The sequence below is a fragment of the Bradyrhizobium genosp. P genome, from assembly GCF_049949265.1.
Taxonomy (GTDB): Bacteria; Pseudomonadota; Alphaproteobacteria; order Rhizobiales; family Xanthobacteraceae; genus Bradyrhizobium.
Window position 1 is genome coordinate 1,315,461 of the sequence record NZ_CP188195.1, and the last position, 24,449, is coordinate 1,339,909.

General features: G+C 56.8%; 19 protein-coding genes and 1 pseudogene. 11 read left to right on the forward strand and 9 right to left on the reverse strand.

Annotated elements, in window-relative coordinates:
- Positions 1–116 precede the first annotated feature (116 nt).
- A complete protein-coding gene (locus tag ACP2YO_RS06340; protein ID WP_426440084.1) occupies positions 117–1,223 on the forward strand; it encodes an SPOR domain-containing protein in 1,107 nt (368 codons plus the stop codon).
- Positions 1,224–1,707: 484 nt separating this feature from the next.
- On the opposite strand, the gene ACP2YO_RS06345 is transcribed toward ACP2YO_RS06340, so the two are convergent.
- A complete protein-coding gene (locus ACP2YO_RS06345; RefSeq protein WP_426440086.1) occupies positions 1,708–5,370 on the reverse strand; it encodes a hypothetical protein in 3,663 nt (1,220 codons plus the stop codon).
- Positions 5,371–5,684: 314 nt separating this feature from the next.
- Positions 5,685–6,494 carry a hypothetical protein gene (locus ACP2YO_RS06350; RefSeq protein WP_426440088.1) on the reverse strand — a complete coding sequence of 270 codons (810 nt, stop codon included), beginning with the start codon at positions 6,492–6,494 and terminating at the stop codon, positions 5,685–5,687.
- Between the two features lie 134 nt (positions 6,495–6,628).
- Here ACP2YO_RS06350 and ACP2YO_RS06355 point away from each other — a divergent pair, with 134 nt between their 5' ends.
- Genes ACP2YO_RS06355 through ACP2YO_RS06385 form a run of 7 tightly spaced genes read left to right on the forward strand, consistent with a single transcriptional unit; the run spans position 6,629 to position 12,265 of the window.
- Positions 6,629–7,849 (forward strand): hypothetical protein, encoded by a 1,221-nt coding sequence (locus ACP2YO_RS06355; protein WP_426440090.1) that lies wholly within the window; start codon positions 6,629–6,631, stop codon positions 7,847–7,849.
- A gap of 18 nt (positions 7,850–7,867) precedes the next feature.
- Positions 7,868–8,839 carry a hypothetical protein gene (locus ACP2YO_RS06360; protein ID WP_426440092.1) on the forward strand — a complete coding sequence of 324 codons (972 nt, stop codon included), beginning with the start codon at positions 7,868–7,870 and terminating at the stop codon, positions 8,837–8,839.
- A 55-nt stretch (positions 8,840–8,894) separates the two neighbouring features.
- The gene (tnpA, locus tag ACP2YO_RS06365; RefSeq protein ID WP_426440094.1) at positions 8,895–9,239 is read left to right on the forward strand and encodes an IS66-like element accessory protein TnpA; all 345 of its coding nucleotides are present in this window, start codon (positions 8,895–8,897) and stop codon (positions 9,237–9,239) included.
- Entirely contained in the window at positions 9,236–9,583 is a 348-nt protein-coding gene (gene tnpB, locus ACP2YO_RS06370; protein ID WP_082758020.1) for an IS66 family insertion sequence element accessory protein TnpB, read from the forward strand. The genes tnpA and tnpB overlap by 4 nt, the downstream gene beginning before the upstream one ends.
- 44 nt (positions 9,584–9,627) lie before the next feature.
- Positions 9,628–11,364 carry an IS66 family transposase gene (tnpC, locus tag ACP2YO_RS06375; protein WP_426440095.1) on the forward strand — a complete coding sequence of 579 codons (1,737 nt, stop codon included), beginning with the start codon at positions 9,628–9,630 and terminating at the stop codon, positions 11,362–11,364.
- A gap of 30 nt (positions 11,365–11,394) precedes the next feature.
- A complete protein-coding gene (locus ACP2YO_RS06380) occupies positions 11,395–11,688 on the forward strand; it encodes a hypothetical protein (RefSeq protein ID WP_426440096.1) in 294 nt (97 codons plus the stop codon).
- Positions 11,681–12,265, forward strand: coding sequence for a hypothetical protein (locus ACP2YO_RS06385; protein ID WP_426440097.1), 585 nt, complete (start codon positions 11,681–11,683; stop codon positions 12,263–12,265). The genes ACP2YO_RS06380 and ACP2YO_RS06385 overlap by 8 nt, the downstream gene beginning before the upstream one ends.
- 841 nt (positions 12,266–13,106) lie before the next feature.
- Here the strand turns inward: ACP2YO_RS06385 and ACP2YO_RS06390 are convergent.
- The gene (locus ACP2YO_RS06390) at positions 13,107–13,574 is read right to left on the reverse strand and encodes a hypothetical protein (protein WP_426440098.1); all 468 of its coding nucleotides are present in this window, start codon (positions 13,572–13,574) and stop codon (positions 13,107–13,109) included.
- Positions 13,575–13,883: 309 nt separating this feature from the next.
- Here ACP2YO_RS06390 and ACP2YO_RS06395 point away from each other — a divergent pair, with 309 nt between their 5' ends.
- Both ACP2YO_RS06395 and ACP2YO_RS06400 read left to right on the forward strand, forming a co-directional pair.
- Complete coding sequence (locus ACP2YO_RS06395; RefSeq protein ID WP_426440099.1) at positions 13,884–17,108, forward strand: adenylate/guanylate cyclase domain-containing protein; 3,225 nt, start codon at positions 13,884–13,886, stop codon at positions 17,106–17,108.
- Positions 17,109–17,324: 216 nt separating this feature from the next.
- Positions 17,325–17,537: pseudogene (locus tag ACP2YO_RS06400) on the forward strand (transposase domain-containing protein); the annotation flags it as partial.
- Positions 17,538–17,653: 116 nt separating this feature from the next.
- Here ACP2YO_RS06400 and ACP2YO_RS06405 read toward each other — a convergent pair.
- The 3 genes from ACP2YO_RS06405 to istA (ACP2YO_RS06415) all read right to left on the reverse strand — a co-directional run bounded on the left by ACP2YO_RS06405 (position 17,654) and on the right by istA (ACP2YO_RS06415) (position 21,178).
- A complete protein-coding gene (locus ACP2YO_RS06405) occupies positions 17,654–18,481 on the reverse strand; it encodes a PEP-CTERM sorting domain-containing protein (RefSeq protein WP_426440100.1) in 828 nt (275 codons plus the stop codon).
- A gap of 334 nt (positions 18,482–18,815) precedes the next feature.
- Positions 18,816–19,679: an IS21-like element helper ATPase IstB gene (gene istB / locus ACP2YO_RS06410; RefSeq protein ID WP_426435624.1), complete on the reverse strand. Its 864-nt coding sequence runs from the start codon at positions 19,677–19,679 to the stop codon at positions 18,816–18,818.
- Positions 19,679–21,178: an IS21 family transposase gene (gene istA / locus ACP2YO_RS06415; protein ID WP_426443088.1), complete on the reverse strand. Its 1,500-nt coding sequence runs from the start codon at positions 21,176–21,178 to the stop codon at positions 19,679–19,681. The genes istB (ACP2YO_RS06410) and istA (ACP2YO_RS06415) overlap by 1 nt, the downstream gene beginning before the upstream one ends.
- Before the next feature lie 164 nt (positions 21,179–21,342).
- On the opposite strand from istA (ACP2YO_RS06415), the gene ACP2YO_RS06420 reads away from it, so the two are divergent.
- Positions 21,343–21,573: a hypothetical protein gene (locus tag ACP2YO_RS06420; protein ID WP_426440101.1), complete on the forward strand. Its 231-nt coding sequence runs from the start codon at positions 21,343–21,345 to the stop codon at positions 21,571–21,573.
- Positions 21,574–21,774: 201 nt separating this feature from the next.
- Here the strand turns inward: ACP2YO_RS06420 and ACP2YO_RS06425 are convergent, their stop codons facing one another.
- The 3 genes from ACP2YO_RS06425 to istA (ACP2YO_RS06435) are packed head-to-tail and all read right to left on the reverse strand — an operon-like array spanning position 21,775 to position 24,334.
- Positions 21,775–21,948, reverse strand: coding sequence for a DUF3551 domain-containing protein (locus ACP2YO_RS06425; protein ID WP_426440102.1), 174 nt, complete (start codon positions 21,946–21,948; stop codon positions 21,775–21,777).
- Positions 21,949–21,971: 23 nt separating this feature from the next.
- Positions 21,972–22,835: an IS21-like element helper ATPase IstB gene (gene istB / locus ACP2YO_RS06430; protein ID WP_426435624.1), complete on the reverse strand. Its 864-nt coding sequence runs from the start codon at positions 22,833–22,835 to the stop codon at positions 21,972–21,974.
- On the reverse strand, positions 22,835–24,334 hold the full coding sequence (istA, locus tag ACP2YO_RS06435) for an IS21 family transposase (RefSeq protein WP_426443088.1): 1,500 nt from the start codon (positions 24,332–24,334) through the stop codon (positions 22,835–22,837). Before istA (ACP2YO_RS06435) ends, istB (ACP2YO_RS06430) begins: the two co-directional genes overlap by 1 nt.
- Positions 24,335–24,449: the final 115 nt, after the last annotated feature.

Below are 24,449 nucleotides of genomic sequence, written 5' to 3' on the forward strand. Positions count from 1 at the left end.
AGGGACAAATACCTTTGCCTTCACCGATAGGCCGCCGCGCGCCTAATTTTGCACCCTAAAAGTGGGGTGATCTTTTGATCTTTTACCTAACGAGAATTTCCAATTTGGTGCACCCGATGGGGCCGTTCATTCAAATCGTTTGCAAGAACTGGATGTTCAGTGGAAGGGCGACAGCGTCGCCAATATTCGCTGCGCTCCTTTTGTTACTCATCAACACTGCGGCCGCGGAATCTCCTTTGTTGAATGTCGAAGTCGGCCGGTTCGTCTATCTCAAAGGCAAAGTCGTCCAATCACTACAGTCAGGAGCGGATTTTTGGTTTCGGGTTGATATTACGCCAACCGACTACGGCTCCTGGAAGGACACCATCATCGTAAGGTATCACGCCGTCTCCCCCCTACAGCTGCAGTATCCCATTCAAGAAAGTGCAGTAGTCGAATTCCAAGGATGGCATCGCGGCAAAACGAGCTATCAAACTGCTCTCGGCGCGACGCTCGAATTGCCACTCGTTGACGCGTGTCTGCTATGGGATTCAGATGATGCTTTAAGATTTGCTCCGCCTCCTGGCTGCCCTAATCCGCAACAAACGGCACCTGCCGTCCCAACTGTACGACCCTCGACGAATAAGCCCTCGACGCAGGAAGCGCCGGCCGCTGGTTTTTTTGTTCAGATCTCGTCGGGATTTACCGAAAGAGATGCCCAAGCCGCATTTGAGTTTTTGCAGAGACGTTACTCATCAGTCTTGGGCTCAGGCACACCTGTCATCAAACGCGATGATACCGCGGCGTTGTACCGGGCTTACATCGGACCGTTTCAGAATTCGGACGAGGCAGCTAAGTATTGTGAAAGGTTTAAGAGTGTTGGCGGTGGCATTTGCGTTCAGACGCGCTTCGATGAGGAGCCCGCAGCGCGCAGTGTGCCTGCGTCAAACGTCCGGCCAACATTGCGGCCCCAAGGTGGCCGTGGGACGCTAAACCTTTTTGGAACGAAGGTGAGATCAGATGGCGCCGTGGTCGGAGCAATAAACAATCGGCGTGGTACCCCTGTCCGTCGAGTTCGGATCGCTTGCAACTTCGCCAAATGGGAAGGCGGCCGCCCCAAAGAATTTATTGTAGACCAAGTCATCCCGCCCGAGGGTTTTGCGCAATTTGTGTCTGGGCCTCTCGGCATCGGGCCGCTCGAACCGGAGCCGATTTCTTGCGGCGTTGCCGGATACGACAACTAACGACTGAAATAGGCACAACTTTATTCGCGCGGAAAATGGCGGGCGGAAGGACCGAGCAAAGCATGGAACTGATTGGCATTTGGGTTATCTTCGCGATCGTAGTTGCGGTCGCTGCCGCGGGTCGTGGCCGAAATCCCTTCGGATGGTTCATTCTCGCTTGCGTGATCTCTCCGCTGCTGGCGGTCATCTTGCTTGCGCTAACGCCGTCGAGACGCGAGGTCGGTGGTCCATCGTGGATGGAGCGTCACGAGGGCAAGGCGAGAAAGTGCCCCTTCTGCGCTGAGTATATCATGCGCGAGGCAATCGTCTGCAAGCACTGCGGACGCGATGTTGCCGCCAAGAGCGACGGATCGGCGGCATAGTTAGACGCGCTTGACTGATTTGGGTGCGCATTTGTCCGAACACTGCTCGGGCCGTTCGCCAAATGGCTGCTCGCCCATAGCATATTTCGAACTGGGGCAGGTACGCTTGCCGTGTCGGTTGTTCAGCTTAGCGTTCGACGGAACAGCGCGAACTTCGTATCCGCAATGATCTCACGAACCTCACTGGCTGGTGTGATGTCATCGATTTGAAGCAAAGCTAGTTCGTGGCGAGTACCTGCTGAAACTAAAATGTCGGCAGTCAATTTTAGCGCCCTTAGTGTCCTCCGTTGTTGCAGCCATTCAAGTGCAACAGTAAGCCCGCGTCGGGCAGATTCTCCCCTTCGTTCGAAACGCTCGAGCCATAGGTCACCGTGTGAATGAGTCTCATCTGCCTTAGCATCCAACTGTACATATAGATCTTCTTTGTCGAGGGCCTCACGTCTACGATCTTCAGCACTTAACAAATTGTCTAGATTTTCGCGGCGCCATTTGAAATGGCCAAGTCGGTTACAACCATCCCAAAAGCTCTTAATCGAGCTGGGTTCTAGTAAACCCAAATACGGAATCAGGCTATTGAGACGGTGCTCGTCGGCTTTTAGATCGTCATGCCCGTGCAGTCGATAGTGATGATCTGTGAATTGAAGCAGTTTCGCGGGTCGCGGGTGTTCTTTTAAACTTTGAGCAGCAAGCTCCCGGGTGGATGGCGTTGCCACGAATAAGGCGGTCTGGATGAATTGATAACTGAGCCGGAGATGAGACCAATTCTTCCTCAAAAGGCGCTCAGCGTCCGAAGACGGTAGGATTTGCAATAGTTCGGATATTATCCAGTCGGTTGGGTATTCGCGTCCTGAGTGGCAGGCCTCATGATCCCGGCGACTTTCTAGTTCGCTTTCCAACAGATTCGTAAGCCCTGGCAACCAAATGTTTCGAGCAAACTGCCACCAATATCCTCGGTTTTCAGCGCTCTCCAGCATCCTCTTGAATGGCTCAAAGCTTTCAGAATCCTTAAGCAACAGACGGACGCGCAGCGCATCTGGGTAAAGCGGGCTGTCGGTATCGACATCACGCACTATGTGCAGAGAGTCTCGCTCGGCGCTTCCGCTCCATAGCAAAAAGGCACGGCGTCTTTCGGCAGCGGAGCCATCTCCATTTGACCAAATTTGCCGAAGTCGCTCTAACGACTTTTCACTCAAGTGCCGCCCCGGATTATGCTCATAAATGTCCCAATCCCTGCAGAAAATCGAGAATCCAAACTCCCACTTAACGCCAGCTGTCTTGACCATGTACTCCATAACGTCGGGATGATCGACGCCATGAAGCATGTAAGTAATTGGCCAGGCCAAATCCTCGAACGCAGTGCGCTCCAAGAAATAGGAAATGACTGGGTCGGGCAGGCCTTGTCTCGAAATTCCATTGCGTGCTGAAAAAGCAGCTACAGTATTCTTCGACGTCGAAGAGTTATCATCGGGCAGGCTAGCCCAGGCGCTGCAGATGGAATCGAGCAGGGGTTTGGCATTGGCTTCGCCGCATCGAGCGGCCGCCCAGATAAATGCGCCCAGCTCATACTTCTCGAACGTCTGCCATGCGGCTGAAACCGCATCCAACAAACGATTAGCCCCGATAAAGCCCGCCAAATGCAACGCCCCAATGCGGATTTTACCAGACTTCTCGGCGCGCAAAAGGTTCTCGACGGCGGCTACGATTTGTTGGCCGTGGCGCGACACGACGTGTTCGATGAGATGGTCTCGCCACGGAAAAGTTGTGCCGGGCCCAAACGAATGGCATATTACTGCACCGGCGATTGCATCCCCATTACGAAATCTAGCTTCCAAAATAGGCCACCCGCTCCCGTTGAGGCTTTGGGAAAATTCTGCAACGAGTGGAGAGTCGATTGTTGCAAGTGTCGAAGCGATCGCCCAGGTCAAATGTTGGGAGTTGGCAGAATGAGCGCTCAAATCGTTGAGCCATGTTCTTATGTTAGATACGACTAAATTTGCGTTCGCCGACGAGCCGCGCTGACTGTTCAAGAGCCTGAAGGCAAATACTAACGCAAGTGGATTCGCCTCACGTGCGCGAGTGACCCAGATAGAGCTGATTTCTCGCATTGACGCTAGGGCGGCCCCAAGTAACTCAGCGTAGAATGGATCTGACAAAGTTGCATTTGGCAATGAGTTAGTTTCCATCAGACGCGCTATCGCGTCTGCGAGAAGATAATCTCTCACTCTATCGTGACGAAAGGTTAGGGCGTCATCATCGCCCAAAGGTAGGCGCCAGACCATCGTGCGATTTGAAGCAAGGATACCTAGCGCCCGTAGCGAATGCGCGTCATCATGGAACCATCTGAGCAAGTCGGACCATTTCGGGACCAAAACACGGCAGCAAAGCATCTTACATGAGAGTTTGAAGAGACCGTCTCGAAAATCGGAAGGGCCCAGCCCTTCTGTATTTGCCGAGGCCCTACTCAGGCCACGGGTTACAAATTCGCCAATCACTGCTGCTACGCTGGATGGTTCGCCTGGATCGCGCAAAGCGATCATCAATGGATCTAGACCAAGCGAAATTGCTATGTCCCTGGCCTGAATCGAGGTAAGATTTGCACCTTCGTTACCAGCCCGGCGCAACACAGCCGCGGTCCCTTCTTCAGTCGTAAAAGGGCCGCTGACGAGAGAGCGGTTCAGCACTAGTTTTCGAGCTTGCTCGGATAGCCGGTCTAAAGCCTGCGGCCGGAGCGGACAGAGTATCCGCCACGGTTGCTTCAAAGATTGCGCGGAAGCTTCTGAAGAACGCTCCAGGCGGCACCATCCGACGAGCCGTTCGATCAAAGCAGATGGGCGATTTGCAGCGTTTATATCCTCTATGGCCAACAAGAGTGGAAACTCGGGTGTAGCAATCGCCAAAGCGGCTGCCCCAGAACCATCAACGAGACTCGGCGCAAGTTTGCGTAACGCAAGTTCGATTGTCCCGTCGATTGTCACCGAGTTTTCTAAGTCTTCGGGTGATATTACCAGACCGTATCCACCTCGCTGGACGTGGTTCTGTAGAAGCGCGCGAACGGCAGAGCTTTTTCCCTGTCCAGACTCCGCCACCAAAAACAAAGTATCCGCTGCTGCTCTGACTGCCTCTGACAATTCGGCATCCAGCTTGCGGACGACGCGATTCCAACTATTTTCAAAGCCTGTTTGCGCGTCTAAGCTTCTCGACGATAGCTCATTCAGCAGCCACCTCGATAAGCGAGTGGGCTGAACTCCTAAACTTCGACGCAACCACTGCCCTTCAGCAGTGTTGTCGAGATGATTCGCAATAAGGGACTGGTCCCATATATCTACCCCCAAATTGTGCGCGGCAGCTTCGGCCTGCACCTCGGTATAGAGGTCCGGTGGTACCCTCCGATTCGTTGTAAGAACGAGGGTAACTTTTGCTTTCGGTAACTTGTCGCGCCTGGTCGCCGCCCATCTTGCGGTCTTTGGGAGATCGCCCCCATCAATTGCCAACCATTTTTCTCGAAGGCGTTTTTGTGCGGTCGTCGTATGATGGAAACAAATCAAATGTGGAGGCGATGAGTGCGGGACCAACATCAATCCGTCTACCGGAGATGCGATTGGCTTACCTTGGGCATTGGTGCCCGTTTCGATCAGGTGACGATAAGACGGCTCAGCTTGCCTTAGGACAGCAGCAGCCAAGGACTCAAATCTGCCCTCGTCTGTAATTTCCGCTAACCGAACCCGTGTCGAACTGGAATCGCTTTCCATGGCTTCAAGTATAGCTGAAAACGGCGGAAATCTCATCCAGCCCACTTTTCCCAGGCTAATCCTTTATTAAGAGTTGTTGCCACGGCTTCCGGACACCGTCGGAATCCTTCCTCCACGCTTAGCGGTTCGACTTACTTTCGGGGAGATCGGGACAGAGCCGAGTCGCTTGCGATCCTGTTCCGTAGTCGACTTCAACGGTTGCACCATCCATAGTGCACGCAACGGCCCTTTGTAGCCTCCTCATCGTGTCCGGCCATTTTAGTTCCTCGGCGATGGAGGAAATGAGAAGGAAGGTGCTTCCTTACGAAGGAGCCGCGGGGCTCCACATCCGCACTCGCCAAACTAAACTGCTACCGAAGCTTGCGCCTGGCTTCGAGTTTCGGTGATTGGTTCAGAACTGGTAGATCGCGAACGAGCAGCCAAAAGCTTGCCGCACCACAATCGATCGGCTGACTCTGTAAGGCTGACGGGAAGACCTTGGCGGAGTGGAGATCGAACGATGATTGCCAACTACTTTGTACGAGGAGGCGATGAGGGTCGACCGCAATATTCTCGTCACCTATGAATCCGAGATAGATTAGGGCTATCGGGATACCCATAGACGCAAGCTTCCACGCGTACGCGATGCGGTTGGAAAGTTGGTAGTTGTTGTTGCAGCTGAGATGGATCCCGGGCGCATTGATTTGCAGGCTGGCGTTAGCTGCAGCAATGGCCCTCACAATGCGCTCGTGATTTTCGTCTGACCGTTGCTGCTCATCAAGTTGCTCACGCTTCGGGGACGACTTCCCGGCCGCGCTTAACTCGGTCGCGTGCGCCTTCGCCTCGATCAGTACCAGACTCGTGCACTTCTGCGCATCAAGTGCTGAGACTGCCAGGTCCCACGTTGGCAACTTCGCGCCGACTTTGTGCTTGAGCCACCAGTCTTTCAGTTCTGCTTGCTGCTCTGGCGACAAGAATGGCTCGTTGCGTCCGACCAGCTCGGTTTCACGCGGATCACGCCGACCTTTGGGTTGACGAGCAGGGTGCTCACTTACGGTGAAGCCGATCGGGGCCACCATGGCGAGAAGCTGGGGTATAAACTCTCGCGACTCGAGCCAATCTAGAACATGCATCCGGCTGCCAGCATCGAAATCACTCGGCATCGGACGCAAGTTTGACATGTGGATAATCTTCCAATGTTGGAAGTGCCTGAACGAAGGCCGCCCATTGAGCTTCCTTTTCGTCTGAGGCTTTTCGTTTCGTCACACTCTATTATGCACATACCCCGATTCGCCCGCGCAAGTGGTATTTCAAAATGGTCCGCTCAGACGACATCGCCAATATGGCTATCTACTTTGATAATCACCGGGTTTTTACGGTGATGGATGCGCAGCAGAAGGAGGCTGGCAACTTTATCCAGCAGATCAACGCGGATGAATTTCTCAACATGCCGATCGATGACCTAATTGATCAGGTTGTCGAGAAATACCGCTTCGATGTGCCTGTTCTGCTCAGGGACGAAGCTCATTTGGAAGAGCCGCGGGAGGTCCGCCTGACCGTCAACGACTACGGCCGAACGATCCATCCCATGGGCACCGTTCTCACGCTAGTCGTTCCCTTTACCGGGGACCCTGGCATGTTTTGGGTTCAGCCGTCTCAATTCAATTCGGCGCCGCCCCGCGGCAATCTGAGCAATAACAGGCTGGTTCTGAAGGTTCAGGGTACAAACCTAAATCAGGAGCAGGTGAGCAAGGGTTTGATGCAGACGCTTGACGAGTTTGCCATGTATCTCGGATGGCTTCGAAAAGACGCTCAGACACTTGACGAAACGCTGCGGCGTAACGCAAAGGACGCCATAGCTGCGAGAAGAGAGCGGCTTCTCAAGGACCGAAACCTCGTTGCCAACCTTCCATTTAAAATCCGGGCCCGCTCAGACAGCCCCAAGACCTACGTCGCCCCCGTGACGCGTAAGAACGTCATCCAGCGGACCCCCATATCGGCGCCGTTCAGGCCGGAGCCTGCGATGGATAGCGCGATCTACGAAGAGATTTTGGAAATCATGCACAACATGACTCTGGTCATGGAGCGCAGCCCAACTTCGTTCAAGAAGATGGGCGAAGAGGACATTCGCCAACAGTTTTTGGTCCAGTTGAATGGTCGCTTCGAAGGCACGGCAACGGGAGAAACCTTCAATTTCGAGGGCAAAACCGATATTCTTGTTCGCGTGGAAGGTAAGAACATTTTCATCGCCGAATGCAAGTTCTGGGGTGGTCAAAAGGCATACCTGGAGACGATCGACCAGCTTCTCGGCTATCTGAGCTGGCGTGACACCAAGACCTGCGTGGCCATCTTCAATAGAAATAAGGATTTTTCGAACGTTCTAAAATCCATCAGGGAAGCGACCGAATTGCACCATAACAAGAAGAGGGGCCCTGATATCTTGGGTGAGACGCGTTTCCGCTACACTTTCTCGAATCCAAAAGACACGAACCGCGAGTTGATCCTGACCGTCATGGCTTTCGACATTCCGCAGTGACCACGTTGGGGGCATCCAATGTCTGAATGGATACCGATGTTCACTCTACAGAACGTCTCGGTTCAAGAAGCACTCGAGGTCGACGGTGTTGCCGTCGTTTCACCGCACGATAACAGGTTGGCTGTTCTCGCCAACGACCACGAGAAGTTTGCCACTTACCTCAACGGCTTCACGACCGAATTTGGCCAACAGATTGCGCCCAGTGTCATTCTGGTCCGTAGGGACAAGTTCGATCTCTATCGACCGGCCGAGGCGATGGCTGGATTTAGGGACGCGATTGCGATGTCGGTAATACCCTATTCATGGGCGCACGTCCTGCGCTTCGAGAACAATCACAACATCAAATATGCCAACTGGTTTTCGTTCTATCCCTGGCTCGTCGACAATAAGTACGAAGGCCTCGTCATGAGCAGCATGGCCCAAATGGGTTGGCATGAAGTAAAGGCGCTGCAGGGTCAAACCTCTCCCGGCATTTCATACATGCACCTCGAACCGAAAATGGTCGATCGACCCATCTTGGAAGCTTTGCTTACTCGTTGGGTCGAGCGTTTCAGCACTCAGGCGCCCTCAAAGGAAAACACCTCGCTGTTTCGCTCACTCAATATGGCGATGTCGGCGGCAGCGCTTCCTGGCAACGTCGAGGTGACCATCTATGATCTTGGCCGCTCGATTGCACTTTGGGTCAGCGCCTTTGAGATCTTGACTGAGGATGGCACATGCGACGATGTCTATAAGCTGCTGGAAAGTACGAATTGGAATCTGTCAGACAACACCGACCCGATTTACGAACCGCACAAGTTCAAGCCCGGCCAGCCTAAGAGGACGCTGCCGATCTGGCTCTATGGTGCGATGAACCACGCCCGGAACGATTTTATCCATGGAAACCCGATTGACCCGAAGCGGCTCATCGTGGCACCCGGCAAACGTCCCCTGCACCTCTACACAGCGCTCTTGTACCGTACGCCTACGATGAAGACCGCCTTGTTCTGAGAGGTGGATTGAGCACTCATAAGCACGTGTTTAAGAGCGAGCTTAAGAGCGGTTGATGGGTCAGATTTCGGTGCTGACGGGGCCGGAACGGCGGCGGCGTTGGAGCGAGGATGAACGGTGCCGGATCGTTGCGGAGGCCTTTGCGCCGGGATCGTGTGTGGCGCAGGTTGCGCGGGATCACGATATTTCGACGGGTCTGATTTACACTTGGCGTCGCCGGCTTCGCCAGGACCTTGCTGACCAGGGCTTTGTGGAAGCTTCGATGGAAGCGGAGCCGATCAAGGAAGCGGCGCCGTCCGGTGAAGTGATCGTGGTGGAATTGACGGGGAGCGGACGGATCAGGATTTGCGGGTCGGCGCCGCCCTTGCTGGTGTCGGCGGTGTTGAAGGCGCTGCGATGATTCCGATCCCCTCTGGCGTGCGGGTATGGCTGGCGACGGGCCATACCGATATGCGGCGCGGCTTTCCGAGCTTGGCTTTGCAGGTGCAGGAAGTCTTGAAGCATGACCCACTGGGGGGTCATTTGTTTTGCTTCAGGGGGCGCCGTTCAGACCTGATAAAAATCATTTGGCACGATTCTCAGGGAGCGTGCCTGTTTACAAAAAGACTCGAAAGAGGAAGATTCATTTGGCCTTCGGCTGCTGGTGAAGCCGTAACGATCTCTCCGGCACAACTTTCTTACCTGCTGTCTGGGATCGACTGGCGGAATCCTCAAGAAACTTTGCGTCCAACGCGGGTTGGATAGCATTCTGCGATTGAACCTCCCGGGAAATCTGATTCACTGGCTTCATGAGTTTGAAGCCGGATGATCTTCCTTCGGATCTTGCCAGCGCCCAGGCGGCGCTATTGATCGAACGTGAGGCGTTGCGGGCTGAACGCGAAGCGCGGCTGCGGGTCGAGGTCGAACGCGATGCGGCCGCGGCGAAGGTCACCCAGATACAAGCCGAAGCCATCAATTGGCAAGCCGAAGCGGCCAATGCGCGGGCGGAGCTGTCGGACAACGAGGCGCTGATCGCGCATCTCGAGTTGCGGATCGAGAAGCTCAAACGCGAACTGTACGGGCAGCGCTCCGAGCGCACGGCACGGCTGCTCGAGCAGCTGGAGTTGGAGCTCGAAGAACTCGTCACCACGGCGAGCGAGGATGAGCTTGCCGCACAGGCCGCGGCGGCGAAGACGCAGAACGTCCGCCCCTTCATGCGCAAGCGGCCGGTGCGCAAGCCATGGCCGGATGATATCGAACGCGAGCGCGTCGTCATTGAGGCTCCAACGGCCTGCGCCTGCTGCGGTGGATCGCGGCTGGCGAAGATCGGTGAGGATGTGACCAAGACGCTGGAGGAGATCCCGCGTCGCTTCAAGGTCATCGAGACGGTGCGCGAGAAGTTCACCTGCCGCGATTGCGAGAAGATCACCCAGCCGCCGGCGCCGTTCCATGCCACGCCGCGCGGCTTCATCGGCCCGCAGTTGCTGGCGACGATCCTGTTCGACAAGTTCGGCATGCATATCCCGCTCAACCGCCAGAGTGCGCGCTTCAAGTGCGAGAGGATCGACTTGCCGCTGTCGACGCTGGCCGATCAGGTCGGCCACGGGACTTTCGCCGTGATGCCGCTCTTCCACCTGATCGAGCGCCATGTGCTCGCTGCCGAGCGCCTTCATGGCGACGACACCACCATCCGCATCCTGGCCAAAAGCAAGTGCACGACCGGTCGGATCTGGACTTATGTGCGGGATGACCGGCCCTTTGCCGGGCCTGCGCCGCCGGCGGCGGTCTATTACGCCTCGAGCGACCGGCGAGGTGAGCACCCGCAGAAGCATCTGGCCGCCTTCGCCGGCATCCTGCAAGCCGATTGCTACAATGGTTTTGAGCCGTTGTTCGACCCGCGCAAGAAGGTGCTGCCGATCACACCGGCGTTTTGCCTGGCCCATGCGCGGCGGGGCTTCTTCGAGCTGGCCGACATCGAGAAAAATGCTCGGGAAGGTAACAAGGGCAAACCGGTCTCTCCGATCGCGCTGGAGGCGGTCAGACGCCTCGATGCGTTGTTCGAGATCGAGCGCGCCATTAACGGCTGCGGCGCCGACGAGCGGCGCACCGTGCGCCAGGAAAAGAGCAAGCCGCTTCTCGAGGACATGCACGCCTGGTTGCTGCGTGAGCGCGAAACCCTGTCGCGCTCTGCCGAGGTCCTGAAACCGATGAATTACATGCTCAGGCGCTGGGACGACTTCGCCCGCTTCCTCGACGATGGCAGGATCTGCTTGACCAACAATTGCGCTGAGCGCGCATTGAGAGGCATCGCCTTGGGAAGGCGCAACTGGACCTTCGCTGGCAGCCGGCGGGGTGCTGACCGTGCCGCCATCATGCTGACGATGATCACGACCTGTCGCCTCAACGACGTCGATCCCAAGGCCTGGCTCGCCGACGTCCTCGCCCGTATCGCAGATCTTCCCGCATCGCGTCTGCACGAACTGCTGCCCTGGGAATGGAAGCTCCTGCGCCAAGCCGGCAAGCCTGCCGATCAGCAGGCCGCCTGACCTTCGCGCAACGCCATCATAGAGCTCGCCATGCCCGCGCGCATGCGTCAATCAGGCGGTCTTCGTCGTATGCGTACCTTGTACCGCATGGCCCTCACCTCATTTCTCGGCCTGAAGCCACCGCCAACGGTTAAGAAAGAGGGCGAAACCGACTACGACGCCCACTGGCGGCACATGCACGAGTTCGGCTGGTATCAGAGCAATATCGAGGCTGCCATCGCAACCGTGATGTTCACCCAAGAGGAATACCGCGCCATGCGGCAGGGAAAGGTCGATTCGGCGCGCGCTAGAAGCCGCCACAAACCGGTAGAAACCAATGACTGAGAAATGGCCGACCTACGAGGTTGCGAGCGAGGATGTCGTCCACGCGCTTGGCGTCATGAACATCAATTACCTGAGGTTCGAGACGACGCACGTTTATATGCTGTCAGCGGTTTCCAATATCTCGACAAACCAGGCCGCGGTCTTTTGCGCCCGGATCAATCCAACCGAGCGCGCCACCATTCTCGATCGCTCGTTTCAGATGCGCGAATGGCCGGAAGAAGCCAAAATTGCCGTCGAGGCCTACATCAAGGGAATGCGCGCGCTCACGGAAAACCGCAACACGTTAATTCACGGCAACGTCGTTGATCTGGCCGTCGGTAAGGCAAGAGAACCTGCGATAATCAGCATGGGCCGCGACGGCCGCACCACAGTGTTCAAATCCTCCCTACCGGCTATTCGGCAGGTTGCTGACGATCTCTATACTTATTCACACTTCGGCAGCAATCTATCTTCCTACGTAGCCACGGAGTTTTCGCCGATTGCGCGTGAAGCTGGAATGTTGGCTTTGAGCAAATGTCCCACTTCTCCATCAATACCCAAGCCGATAAAACCTCCTCAGTCGAAGGTCACTGTCTAGGAAGCGGGCAGAACAGTTCGAAGCCGCACGGGAGTGTCCCGCTCGGTTTTCGGTTCGCCAGTCTCAGGCCGACATCGCGGTCGGAAGCGTGAATTACTGCTCGGTCATCTTGAGGACCCGAACCTGAGATCCGGGCCACGATGTCGGACGAGAGGCGGCCGTCCGCGCCAATCGTACTCATGCTCGCAATGCTGGCCGACAGAGCAGGAAGTCAACTCTGATTCTAGATATCAACTCTTAGATTTCGTCGAGGCCTTTTTTTTTGACCTCGAACCCTTTCTGCTGCCCGCCTGATTTCGTCCAGTATAGTGTGCCCTATTGCGCCTAGTAACACGGCGAAGCCTTTCTGCTAGCGGTCCTGTAAGTGCAGGACAAAACAGCAAGCAATTCACCCACGTCACCCCGGAGTCGTCCTCTTCAGCCCAACTCACAAAATTATAGCCGCTATTCTGATGGGCAACGTGGAATCTCATGGGCATCGCCGGACTGGCCGTCAGAGCGTTATGCATTGCCGTCATGATGCTCGTATGTGTTGTGGGATCGGCTTGGTAAAGTGCGGTAAGAAACTTTTGGAAGCGCACATGTAAGGTCGGCCAGTGTTTGTCGCCAGTCGTCGGCAAATCCATGTTGGGTGTATCTGCTATCTGCGCGAGCGTGCTTCCACCGGTCGGATTGAATAAGCTGCCATAGGAAGTCCCGTTGGCCTGGACGTTGAGGGGACCAAAGGCGTCGCCCAGGACATCCCGTATATGTTTAGTCCCTCCGGAAAAAAATGCTGCACCCATTACTTTTCTCCACTGGATATGAAACAGATTTAACGGCTGCCTTTATCTCAATCAGATCAACGAAGCGCACCCATATAAATTTTAAAGCGCTCCGACGGCAACGGATGATCGTCACGCCCCCGAGACAATTGCTCGCGCTTATATTCTTCGTCGGCATGTTTCATCATGCTCAACTCAAATGCCAGAACTTGCTTGGCTCCTAGAAAGATTTGTCGTTTTGCCTCCTCTTGGTCGTTAGCCCAGACAGCTTTAATGCCGGCATGAGCTGCCCAAAAGTCCGCCTGTCGCTCGGTAGTCATCCAGGTGTAGGTGCCGTCCCGCGGTGGCCCGCCAAAGTGGTGGCCAGTTTCGTGCGCAAACAGTAAGGCGATAGCTTCTAGACCGATCGCTCGATGTCGCAATAAGCCTCCGTACAATCTGACATGTCGCTGACAAATCTGCCGCCAAGCTACTCCGTTGAACGCATCGACTTCCCAAGCGACGTCGTAAGCAACATCCAGAAAAGTGCTCTGAAAGCGCCTCATGACGGCTGTGACTTTCCGTCGCCACCGTTCGTCATCCCGACTTCGCAACAGACGTCTAGGAACGTCCAATGGAGGCTCGAACATACCTTCCCCCAAGTTGCAAATACGACCGAGACCCGCCTTAATACCACAACCATTGTGCGAATGGAAAATTAGTTAGCGTTGCAGATTCGGCGGCCGCTGATGATCTAAAGCCAACAGGCAAGGGCGGTAATCTTGGTCGTGTTGCTGGGCGGCATGGAATTAATCCGCAAACAGGTTTATAATGCCAGGCAGAAATTGCACTCGGTTGTCATTTGAGGGGCTGTGATGCAATGTTTGCGTTGCGGTGCTCAGAATAAAGGCACCAACGAGTATTGCGAGGGATGCGGGGCCGCTCTCGGAATTGAGTGCAGCGCCTGTCACCACCTCAACGGTCGCTCGGCACGGTTTTGCGGGCAATGCAGTGCCCGTCTGAAAACGGCCGCTCCGCAAGCACCCAGCTCGCCTTGGCAGCATGTCTTGGCCTCGTTGAACGCCAAAGGTGGCGAGCGCAAGCGACTGACCATCCTATTTGCGGACATTCGTAATTCAACCAGCCTTATCGATAGTTTGGGTGATCCCGAACTGGGCATGCGTCGCCTCCGACCCGTTCTCGACCTCATGAAAGAGGCCGTGGTCCGGTATGATGGCGTCGTCAACAAGTCGCAGGGCGACGGGGTTATGGCAATCTTCGGTGCCCCCCAACCTCACGAGGATCATGCCGTACGCGGCTGTCTGTCGGCACTTGCGATGCAGGACGGGGTAACACTCCTTGGCGATCCTGACTTGCAGATCCGAGTTGGCGTTCATACGGGCGATGTCGTAGTTCAAACGATAGACCACGGAATGTACCAGACCTATGATGCTGCCGGACTCAATGTGCACCTCGCCAATCGCCTGGAGCAATTGGCCGAGGCGGGAGCCATCCTTGTTTCGAAAGAAACCTACACCGCAGCCAAGCAGTTCGTTGAAGTCGAATCGCTCGGATCGCAAGCCGTTCGTGGGATCGCGGCATCCGTTGAGATTTTTAAGCTGAGCGGATTATTGAATGCACCTTCTAGCGGCGCCTTTCGCAGCGGAATTCGGTTAAGTCCCTTGACCGGTCGAACAGGCGAATTTGGCGCTCTTCTGCAAGAGCTTGAAAATACGATCAGGGGTGAAGGTCGTGTAGTCGGCGTCGTAGGAGAGGCTGGCATCGGCAAAAGCCGCCTTTGCTTCGAGTTTGCCGAGAATTGCCGCGGAAACGGTATTCGTGTCTTTGAGGCGCGTGTACTAGCTCACGGGCGAGCAACGCCATTTCAGCCTGTACTAGAGTTGATGCGCGATTATTTTGGCCTTCGCTCTGGACAGACTCCAGATGTTTCGCGCTGCATCATCCTTGAGCGGTTAGCCGCGCTGCCTGTCTCCGAGCAGCTACCAGCCATATTGCTAGACTTTCTAGGCCTAGCTGACCCGCAGAGACCGGCAATCAAGCTAGATCCAAAAACGAGAAAAACGCAACTCCTCGACTTTGTCAGGGCATTGCCGCACTCGCCCCGCGAACCGACTTCAGTCGTTATAATTGAAGATTTGCATTGGATCGACGCTGCGAGCGAAGAGTTCGTTGAAGCTTTAGCTGACGCAGTTCTAGGGACTACTACTTTTCTGGTCGTTAATTTCAGGCCTGGGTTCGTCGCGCCGCTGATGCAGCGATCACACTATCGACAAATCAACATGCGCCCACTGTCCTCAGCACAATCAGCAACTCTGGTGCAGGATCACCTTGGTGGTGACCCCTCGATGGCGTTGCTAAGCCGGAACATCATAGAGCGGGCACAGGGAAACCCCTTCTTTCTCGAGGAGCTTATCAATACGCTCGTGGAGCGAGGAGACTTTGTGGGCGAGAGGGGTTCATACAGTCTGAAAGGTGGAATTGATTCTATTCCTCTCCCCTCGACTGTGCAGGCCGTTATCGCCGCTCGGATCGACCGTCTCGAAGAGAACGCAAAAAAATTACTAGAGATCGCCTCCGTAATTGGTCGTGAAATATCGATGCTGATTCTTGATCGGATCACGGGTATGGAGCAGACCGAGCTATCGGAAGCGGTCCAGCATCTGAGACAAGCCGAGCTGCTTTACGATGTGCCGCCCTTCGAACAGCGGCTTCTCGCATTTCGTCATCCACTTATCCAAGAGGTTGCTTACCGATCACTCCTACATGAACGACATCAAGAGCTTCATTTAAAAGTCGCTCAGGCGATCGAGAGTGTCTTTAAGGACCGTGTGGACGAGAGAGCGTCTCTCTTGGCCTATCACTTCGAGCAAGCTGGCGAAAACCTAAGAGCGGCGCAACAGAACATGCGCTCTGCCGTTTGGATAGGCGCAAACGATCCAAGCCAGGCACTGAGAAGCTGGAAGAAGGTGCGCGAGCTGCTTTCAAGCCTGCCCGCGTCTCAGACAATAGACTACTTGAAGATGATGGCCTCTGGCCAAATCGTAAATTTCGGTTGGCGTGAGGGCATCCCAGCGCGAGAGGCGCTGCTTTACTTTGAGGAGGCCAAGCAGTTTGCCCTTACCTTGGGTGACACTAGGGCAAATGCACTTATTCACGCGGCCTATGGTCGGAACTTGGCGAACGGCGGTTCGGCAGACGAGTACGTGGAGAAGGTGGTCGAAGCGACGGCGATTGCCGATCGGGGTAATGACATTAGCGTTCAAATCGCCCTAAAAGCCGTGCTCTGTCATGCGTTGCGGACCGCAGGCAAAATGTCCGAAGCGCTTCGTATGAACATCTCGGCGATGGACCGGGCGCACGAGATTGTTAAATTTGATCGTCAAACGCTCGGCTTCGACGTTGACGTGTGGTTGGCTGTGATGCGCGGCCAAACATTGGTTATGCTTGGCCAAGGAGAGGAGGCGCGCCCGTTCCTCGATCGCATCCTCAGCCTGGACAGCACCAAGGTGGACGCACTTCATCATGTCATACCAAGTTTAGCTTATGTGGACCTTGCCTGGGCAACAGGCAACGCCGCACTCGCTCAAGAACATGCTGACCGAGCGTTTTCTATCGCAACAAGGACGAGCAACCCCTACCTGCGCGTTTACGCCCAGGCATGTCGCGGACTGTCCCACATCGTCTCTCGGAGGCTCACTTCAGCTATCGAGGACTTATCCGACGCGCTCAGGTTCGCGCGGTCGCGAAAGGCTGGCCTCGAAAACGAACCTCGTATTTTGGCAGACCTAGCAAATGCGTACAGAATGAATGGCGATAGTGTGAGGGCGTCTTCTGCTGTTGACGAGGCAATAAACGTTGCGAAAGAGCGCCACGCGCGAGTTCCTGAATGTCTAGCCCGGATCGTCCGAGGACAACTTCTGCTAGGTGCTGCCGGTGATGATGAAAAAGCCGAGGGGGCTAAGGAGCTAGAGCGGGCAAGGGCTTTAATTCGAGAGACTGGTGCTGTGCTCTTTGAGCGTTTCGTGGCCGCCGACACGGCGAACGATGGCGATCGCGAGGCGTCGGCCCGTGTAAATTAATCTCCCCGCGCACACTCCGGACGTCTCTCGCGAGTGGTGGGCTGACAGCGATCCACCGACGGTCGGTATTTTTTGCGTTAGACCCGTGATGAAAGCCTTGCGCCCACTGTGGCTTGTGCAACCGGCAAAGCCAGATGCCGGTACCATCGCTGAAACATATTGACGGTTGTTTGAGGTGAAGTCGCGAGCGCGCGTTCAGTAGAGATCACGTAGGGGGCCGGCTCCGATCGCGGGGGTGAGCGGGCAGCGGTGATGTATAGTCTCATCGTCACGGCGAAGATGAACGATATCGACCCTCAGGCCTGGGAGCTCGCCGACGTGCTCGCCCGCATCGCCGATCTTCCCGCGTCGCGTCTGCACGAACTGCTGCCCTGGGAATGGAAGCTCCTGCGCCAAGCCGACAAGCCCGCCGATCAGCAGGCTGCCTGACCTTCACGCAACGCCATCATAGAGCTCGCCATGCCCGCGCGCATGCGTCAATCAGGCGGTCTTCGTCGTACTTCGTCGTATGCGTACGGTCTGTCTGTCAGCGGATGCAGCTAAGATCAGGTGAAGCGAAACCTGCTGCTGCTCTTGCGCCGATAAGCCATGAAGCCGAGGCCGAGGAAACCGAGGATCATCATGGCCCAAGTGGAGGGCTCGGGGACGGCAGGCGTGTTGATGATACCTGGACTAAAGATCAAGGTATCGCCATCGGGATCGAAACCAGCAGCGAACGAAAAATACGGGTCCATAGTTGCACTGCTGGTCTGGAAGATATTAAGACTGCTGATCGAGTCAGCGACGGCAGAGGCTTCTATGTTGACGGTGATGGGCACGTTCGTTGGTAGTAGTTCGGTCATATTGATGGACAGCCCGCTGCACGTGTCGGCATGACAAAACATGTTGATGCCGGTCGTGTCGAAGTGGATCCATGTTCCATAAGCCGTGTCGGTTTCGCCAGGAATTGACCCACCTGTGAAGTTTACGCTGCCCAGAGCAGCCACGGTAAGCGAATCCTGAGTGTGGTTGGTGCTTAAAATTTCCATCTGATACGTCAATTGCGTTACTGACGAGACGATGCTGCCCGAACCGGATGGAGAGGCCGTTGCCATCGCATCGATACTGCAGCAAAGCGAGTAACCCCCCGTCGCCGTCCCCCCATTTCCTGAAAGTTGATAGTTGTCTTGGTTTGGCCCGTTCGAGTTTGGAGTAATCGTGCCTTGATCCCCACTAATACACTGCCCAAAGCTGCAAGTTTGTAGGTTGAACGTTGCCGAAGGAAGCGAGAGTGGATTTACGGTGTCTGCAACGGCCGGTGGAGATGCACAGATCGAAAGCCCGAAAGCTCCAAGCGCAAGTCCAATTCCCAAAGCAAGCGATTTTATATTCATTTAAGCCTCCGCTTAAAAAATCCGACTTTAAAACTAAAACGTCTCAAGGAAACTGGAACTCGTCAAACACTCAGTTTGATCATATTGCCCATTATTTTAGCTGCTCGTCATCGCCTCGCTACGCGGGCGACTAACCCGCGGTATATTCGATTAAAGTGCGCGTCCTTCCCTTCTGAGGTTCGTCGCAGCAGATCGCGGATTGACCAAAAGGCAGGTAGTCATTTTACGCCGTTCGATAGATCGCAATGCCGAGCGCCGCGATTCGCATCCAAAGAGGGTTGTGCTTTTGCGGGCAAAGTCTTCGTCCTAGAAAAATCTCTAATGGTGGCCAGTGTCAATCGGCGTTGGACTGGGACCCCCGATCGGCGTCCAAAGGGGACCCCTTTGATCGGCGAGTCTTGATGGTAGCGCTCGCGGCGTCGGAGCTGGCCGGGGTTGCGGAGACGGCGCGAGCGCGGGTTGTTTGATCGTCGTCGCGGCTTTTAAAGCGCCAGCTGTCGTTACCGGTCTCGACGATGTCGCAGTGATGAGTCAAACGATCGAGCAGCGCGGTTGTCATCTTGGCGTCGCCGAACACGCTCGGCCACTCGCCGAATGCCAGATTGGTGGTGACGAGGACGGAGGCGCGCTCATAAAGGCGGCTGACGAGGTGGAAGAGAAGCTGACCGCCGGACTGGGCAAAGGGCAAATATCCGAGCTCGTCCAGGACAATGAAGTCCATGCGGGTTAGGTGCTCGGCAAGCCGGCCCTGTCGCCCGTTGCGGGTCTCGGTCTCAAGGCGGTTGACGAGGTCGACCACGTTATAGAAGCGGCCACGGGCGCCGGATCGGATGCAGCTTCGCGCGATAGCAATGGCCAGATGGGTCTTGCCGGTGCCCGTTCCGCCGACCAGGACGACGTTGCGTTGCTGGGCGATGAAGCCGCCGCCGGCGAGATCATTGACAAGCGTCTGGTTGATCGGCGTGCCGTCGAACTGGAAGTCTGCGATGTCCTTGGCAAGCGGCAACTTGGCGATGGTGAGCTGGTATTTGATCGAGCGGGCCTGCTTCTCGTTGATCTCGGCGGAGAGCAGATCGCCGACGATGCGCTGGGGTTCGTGCTGGCGTTTGACGGCGGTCGCCATGATCTCGTCGAAGGCGGCCTTCATACCGTAGAGCTTAAGCTCGCCCATGAGATCGAAGATTTGGGTTCGTTCCATCAGTTTGTCCTCCGGAGGTTGTCGTAGCGGGCACAATCGGCGATCGGCGCATAGCGAAGCGTCAAGGCGGCCGGCGTCATGATGTTGGCCGGTGGGGCAGGTTCACGTTGACGAGCCAGGATGTTGAGCACGACATCAGCGGAATGAACGCCATGAGCGACCGCCTCGGCGCAGGCGGCTTCCACCGCGGGCAATCCGTCTGTCAGCACCGCATTGAGGATATCGACCATCTGTCGATTGCCATCATCGGCACCGGCGAGCTTGCGCCGTACACGCTCAATCGCTGCGGGCAGCACCCAGTCCTTGAAGGGAGCGCCATTACGCAAGGCACCGGGCTTGCGCACCAGCACGGGCACATAGTGCCAGGGGTCGTAGACCGTTTCGCCGCGACCGAATGATCGCGGATGTTCGGCAACGACCCGGCCGTCCTGGCGGATCACGATGCGGTCAGCATAGGCCTGGACCTCAATGGGCCGCCCGACCGCGCTTGCCGCAACCGAGTACTTGTTGTTGTCGAAGCGCACCAGACAGGTCTTGGAGACCGAGGCCGGGACGGCATGGAAGCCATCGAACCGACCTGCATACGGCACGAGATTGGGTCGCTCGGCCTCGAAGATCTCCCAGACAGTCCGGTCGGCGAACTCTGGATGCCGATGAGCCTTGGCGTAGGCGATACATTTATCGAGCAGCCAGGCGTTCAGCTCATCCAATGTCTTGAAGCGCAGCCGCGGGGTGAAGAAGCGTTCGCGGACCAACCCGACCTGGTTCTCGACCTGTCCCTTCTCCCAGCCCGACGCTGGCGTGCAGGCAACCGGATCGACCAGATAATGGCTGCACATCTGCAGGAAGCGCCGATTGTAGAGGCGGCCTTTGCCGACAAAGATCGTCTCCACCGCCGTCTTCATGTTGTCGTAGATGCCGCGCCGGCAAGTCCCCTTGAACAGTGCGAACGCCCGGTTGTGGGCGTCAAACACCATCTCCTGCGTCTCGCGCGGATAGGCCCGAACAAACAGCATCCGACTGTGGCAAAGCCGGACATGCGCCGCCTTCACCACCACCGTGGTCCCGCTCAACAGGACGACTTCGTGGCTCCAGTCAAACTGGTAGGCTTCGCCGGGCGCAAAGCTCAACGGCACATAAGCTGAGGTCGTCGAGGCGCCACGCTCTCGGCTCCACCGCCGCGCATAGCGACGAACCGCGTCGTAGCCGCCGGCATATCCGAGGCCGCGAAGCTCTTCGAACAAGCGGATCAGCGTCAGCCGTTCGCGCGTCGTCTTGCTCTCGTTCGCCGCCAGCAACCGGTCAAGCTCGGCACTCCACGGGCCCATCTTCGGAAGCGGCTGCGTCTCTCGCTCGTACCGGAACTCCGTCGCCTCCGAACGGATGACCTTGCGGACCACCTTGCGCGATACGCCAAGCTCCCGGCAGATCGCCTTGATGGGCTGACCATGAACAAAATAGGCGCGACGGATCTTCGCAATCGTCTCCACCACCAGCATCCCAACCTCGGCTTCCATGACTTGATGGAAGCCACTGTGGACCCTTGTCCCGGGGTCCCGATTGGATGCCGATTACCCCGAATACGGGGTCCTTATTCCATGCCGAAACACACGGTGCCCCAATGGTGCAGGGTAATGCCGCGATTGGAGCAATGTGGAAAGGGATGGCAGAACACGTCACCGATCCGAAAGTCACGACCGTGAACGTTAAGCCGCTCGGCTCCTCTGCGGCGCGGGAAATCGGGACCTTCAGTCTGAAAACAAAGGGGCCGACGCCGCAGGAAGTGACGGGCAAGTATGTCGTTGTTTGGGAGAAAGTAGGCAGTGACTGGAAGCTCGCGGCCCGACATCTGGAACGACGGGAAATAATCACGCGCGTTTCGGCTCGCCTTTGACGCCACGATAGAATGCGAATGAGCGCTGTACGTCTCGAACGATGAGGGTGTTCGTCACCACAAAACTGAGGCCGGCGTTCTGATCCGATTGGGATATGGACCTCGCCGCAATTTGCTTCGGCTAGAATGCGCATCAGAACTTCCTTCGGCTGTAACTGACCGGGCGCAAGGCGCCGCTTCGAAAAAGGGATTGGCAGCGCATCACGCATCGCGCCCGGACGCTGCCGCCAGGCATTGAGCGTAAGTGTCAAAGCCGCAATTGCCCGCGCTGTAGTCGCAGCCCTTGATGCAGAATGGGTAGTCCCGCGGTATGGCCGCGTCGAGCGCGCCGGCAGCGGCGATCGTCAACGAGGCAACCAAGATGATCCTCAGCATTGCTCCCTCACATCGCTCGCTTGTCAATCGGCGTTGGACTGGGACCCCCGATCGGCGTCCAAAGGGGACCCCTTTGATCGGCGAGTCTTGATGGTAGCGCTCGCGGCGTCGGAGCTGGCCGGGGTTGCGGAGACGGCGCGAGCGCGGGTTGTTTGATCGTCGTCGCGGCTTTTAAAGCGCCAGCTGTCGTTACCGGTCTCGACGATGTCGCAGTGATGAGTCAAACGATCGAGCAGCGCGGTTGTCATCTTGGCGTCGCCGAACACGCTCGGCCACTCGCCGAATGCCAGATTGGTGGTGACGAGGACGGAGGCGCGCTCATAAAGGCGGCTGACGAGGTGGAAGAGAAGCTGACCGCCGGACTGGGCAAAGGGCAAATATCCGAGCTCGTCCAGGACAATGAAGTCCATGCGGGTTAGGTGCTCGGCAAGCCGGCCCTGTCGCCCGTTGCGGGTCTCGGTCTCAAGGCGGTTGACGAGGTCGACCACGTTATAGAAGCGGCCACGGGCGCCGGATCGGATGCAGCTTCGCGCGATAGCAATGGCCAGATGGGTCTTGCCGGTGCCCGTTCCGCCGACCAGGACGACGTTGCGTTGCTGGGCGATGAAGCCGCCGCCGGCGAGATCATTGACAAGCGTCTGGTTGATCGGCGTGCCGTCGAACTGGAAGTCTGCGATGTCCTTGGCAAGCGGCAACTTGGCGATGGTGAGCTGGTATTTGATCGAGCGGGCCTGCTTCTCGTTGATCTCGGCGGAGAGCAGATCGCCGACGATGCGCTGGGGTTCGTGCTGGCGTTTGACGGCGGTCGCCATGATCTCGTCGAAGGCGGCCTTCATACCGTAGAGCTTAAGCTCGCCCATGAGATCGAAGATTTGGGTTCGTTCCATCAGTTTGTCCTCCGGAGGTTGTCGTAGCGGGCACAATCGGCGATCGGCGCATAGCGAAGCGTCAAGGCGGCCGGCGTCATGATGTTGGCCGGTGGGGCAGGTTCACGTTGACGAGCCAGGATGTTGAGCACGACATCAGCGGAATGAACGCCATGAGCGACCGCCTCGGCGCAGGCGGCTTCCACCGCGGGCAATCCGTCTGTCAGCACCGCATTGAGGATATCGACCATCTGTCGATTGCCATCATCGGCACCGGCGAGCTTGCGCCGTACACGCTCAATCGCTGCGGGCAGCACCCAGTCCTTGAAGGGAGCGCCATTACGCAAGGCACCGGGCTTGCGCACCAGCACGGGCACATAGTGCCAGGGGTCGTAGACCGTTTCGCCGCGACCGAATGATCGCGGATGTTCGGCAACGACCCGGCCGTCCTGGCGGATCACGATGCGGTCAGCATAGGCCTGGACCTCAATGGGCCGCCCGACCGCGCTTGCCGCAACCGAGTACTTGTTGTTGTCGAAGCGCACCAGACAGGTCTTGGAGACCGAGGCCGGGACGGCATGGAAGCCATCGAACCGACCTGCATACGGCACGAGATTGGGTCGCTCGGCCTCGAAGATCTCCCAGACAGTCCGGTCGGCGAACTCTGGATGCCGATGAGCCTTGGCGTAGGCGATACATTTATCGAGCAGCCAGGCGTTCAGCTCATCCAATGTCTTGAAGCGCAGCCGCGGGGTGAAGAAGCGTTCGCGGACCAACCCGACCTGGTTCTCGACCTGTCCCTTCTCCCAGCCCGACGCTGGCGTGCAGGCAACCGGATCGACCAGATAATGGCTGCACATCTGCAGGAAGCGCCGATTGTAGAGGCGGCCTTTGCCGACAAAGATCGTCTCCACCGCCGTCTTCATGTTGTCGTAGATGCCGCGCCGGCAAGTCCCCTTGAACAGTGCGAACGCCCGGTTGTGGGCGTCAAACACCATCTCCTGCGTCTCGCGCGGATAGGCCCGAACAAACAGCATCCGACTGTGGCAAAGCCGGACATGCGCCGCCTTCACCACCACCGTGGTCCCGCTCAACAGGACGACTTCGTGGCTCCAGTCAAACTGGTAGGCTTCGCCGGGCGCAAAGCTCAACGGCACATAAGCTGAGGTCGTCGAGGCGCCACGCTCTCGGCTCCACCGCCGCGCATAGCGACGAACCGCGTCGTAGCCGCCGGCATATCCGAGGCCGCGAAGCTCTTCGAACAAGCGGATCAGCGTCAGCCGTTCGCGCGTCGTCTTGCTCTCGTTCGCCGCCAGCAACCGGTCAAGCTCGGCACTCCACGGGCCCATCTTCGGAAGCGGCTGCGTCTCTCGCTCGTACCGGAACTCCGTCGCCTCCGAACGGATGACCTTGCGGACCACCTTGCGCGATACGCCAAGCTCCCGGCAGATCGCCTTGATGGGCTGACCATGAACAAAATAGGCGCGACGGATCTTCGCAATCGTCTCCACCACCAGCATCCCAACCTCGGCTTCCATGACTTGATGGAAGCCACTGTGGACCCTTGTCCCGGGGTCCCGATTGGATGCCGATTACCCCGAATACGGGGTCCTTATTCCATGCCGAAACACAGTT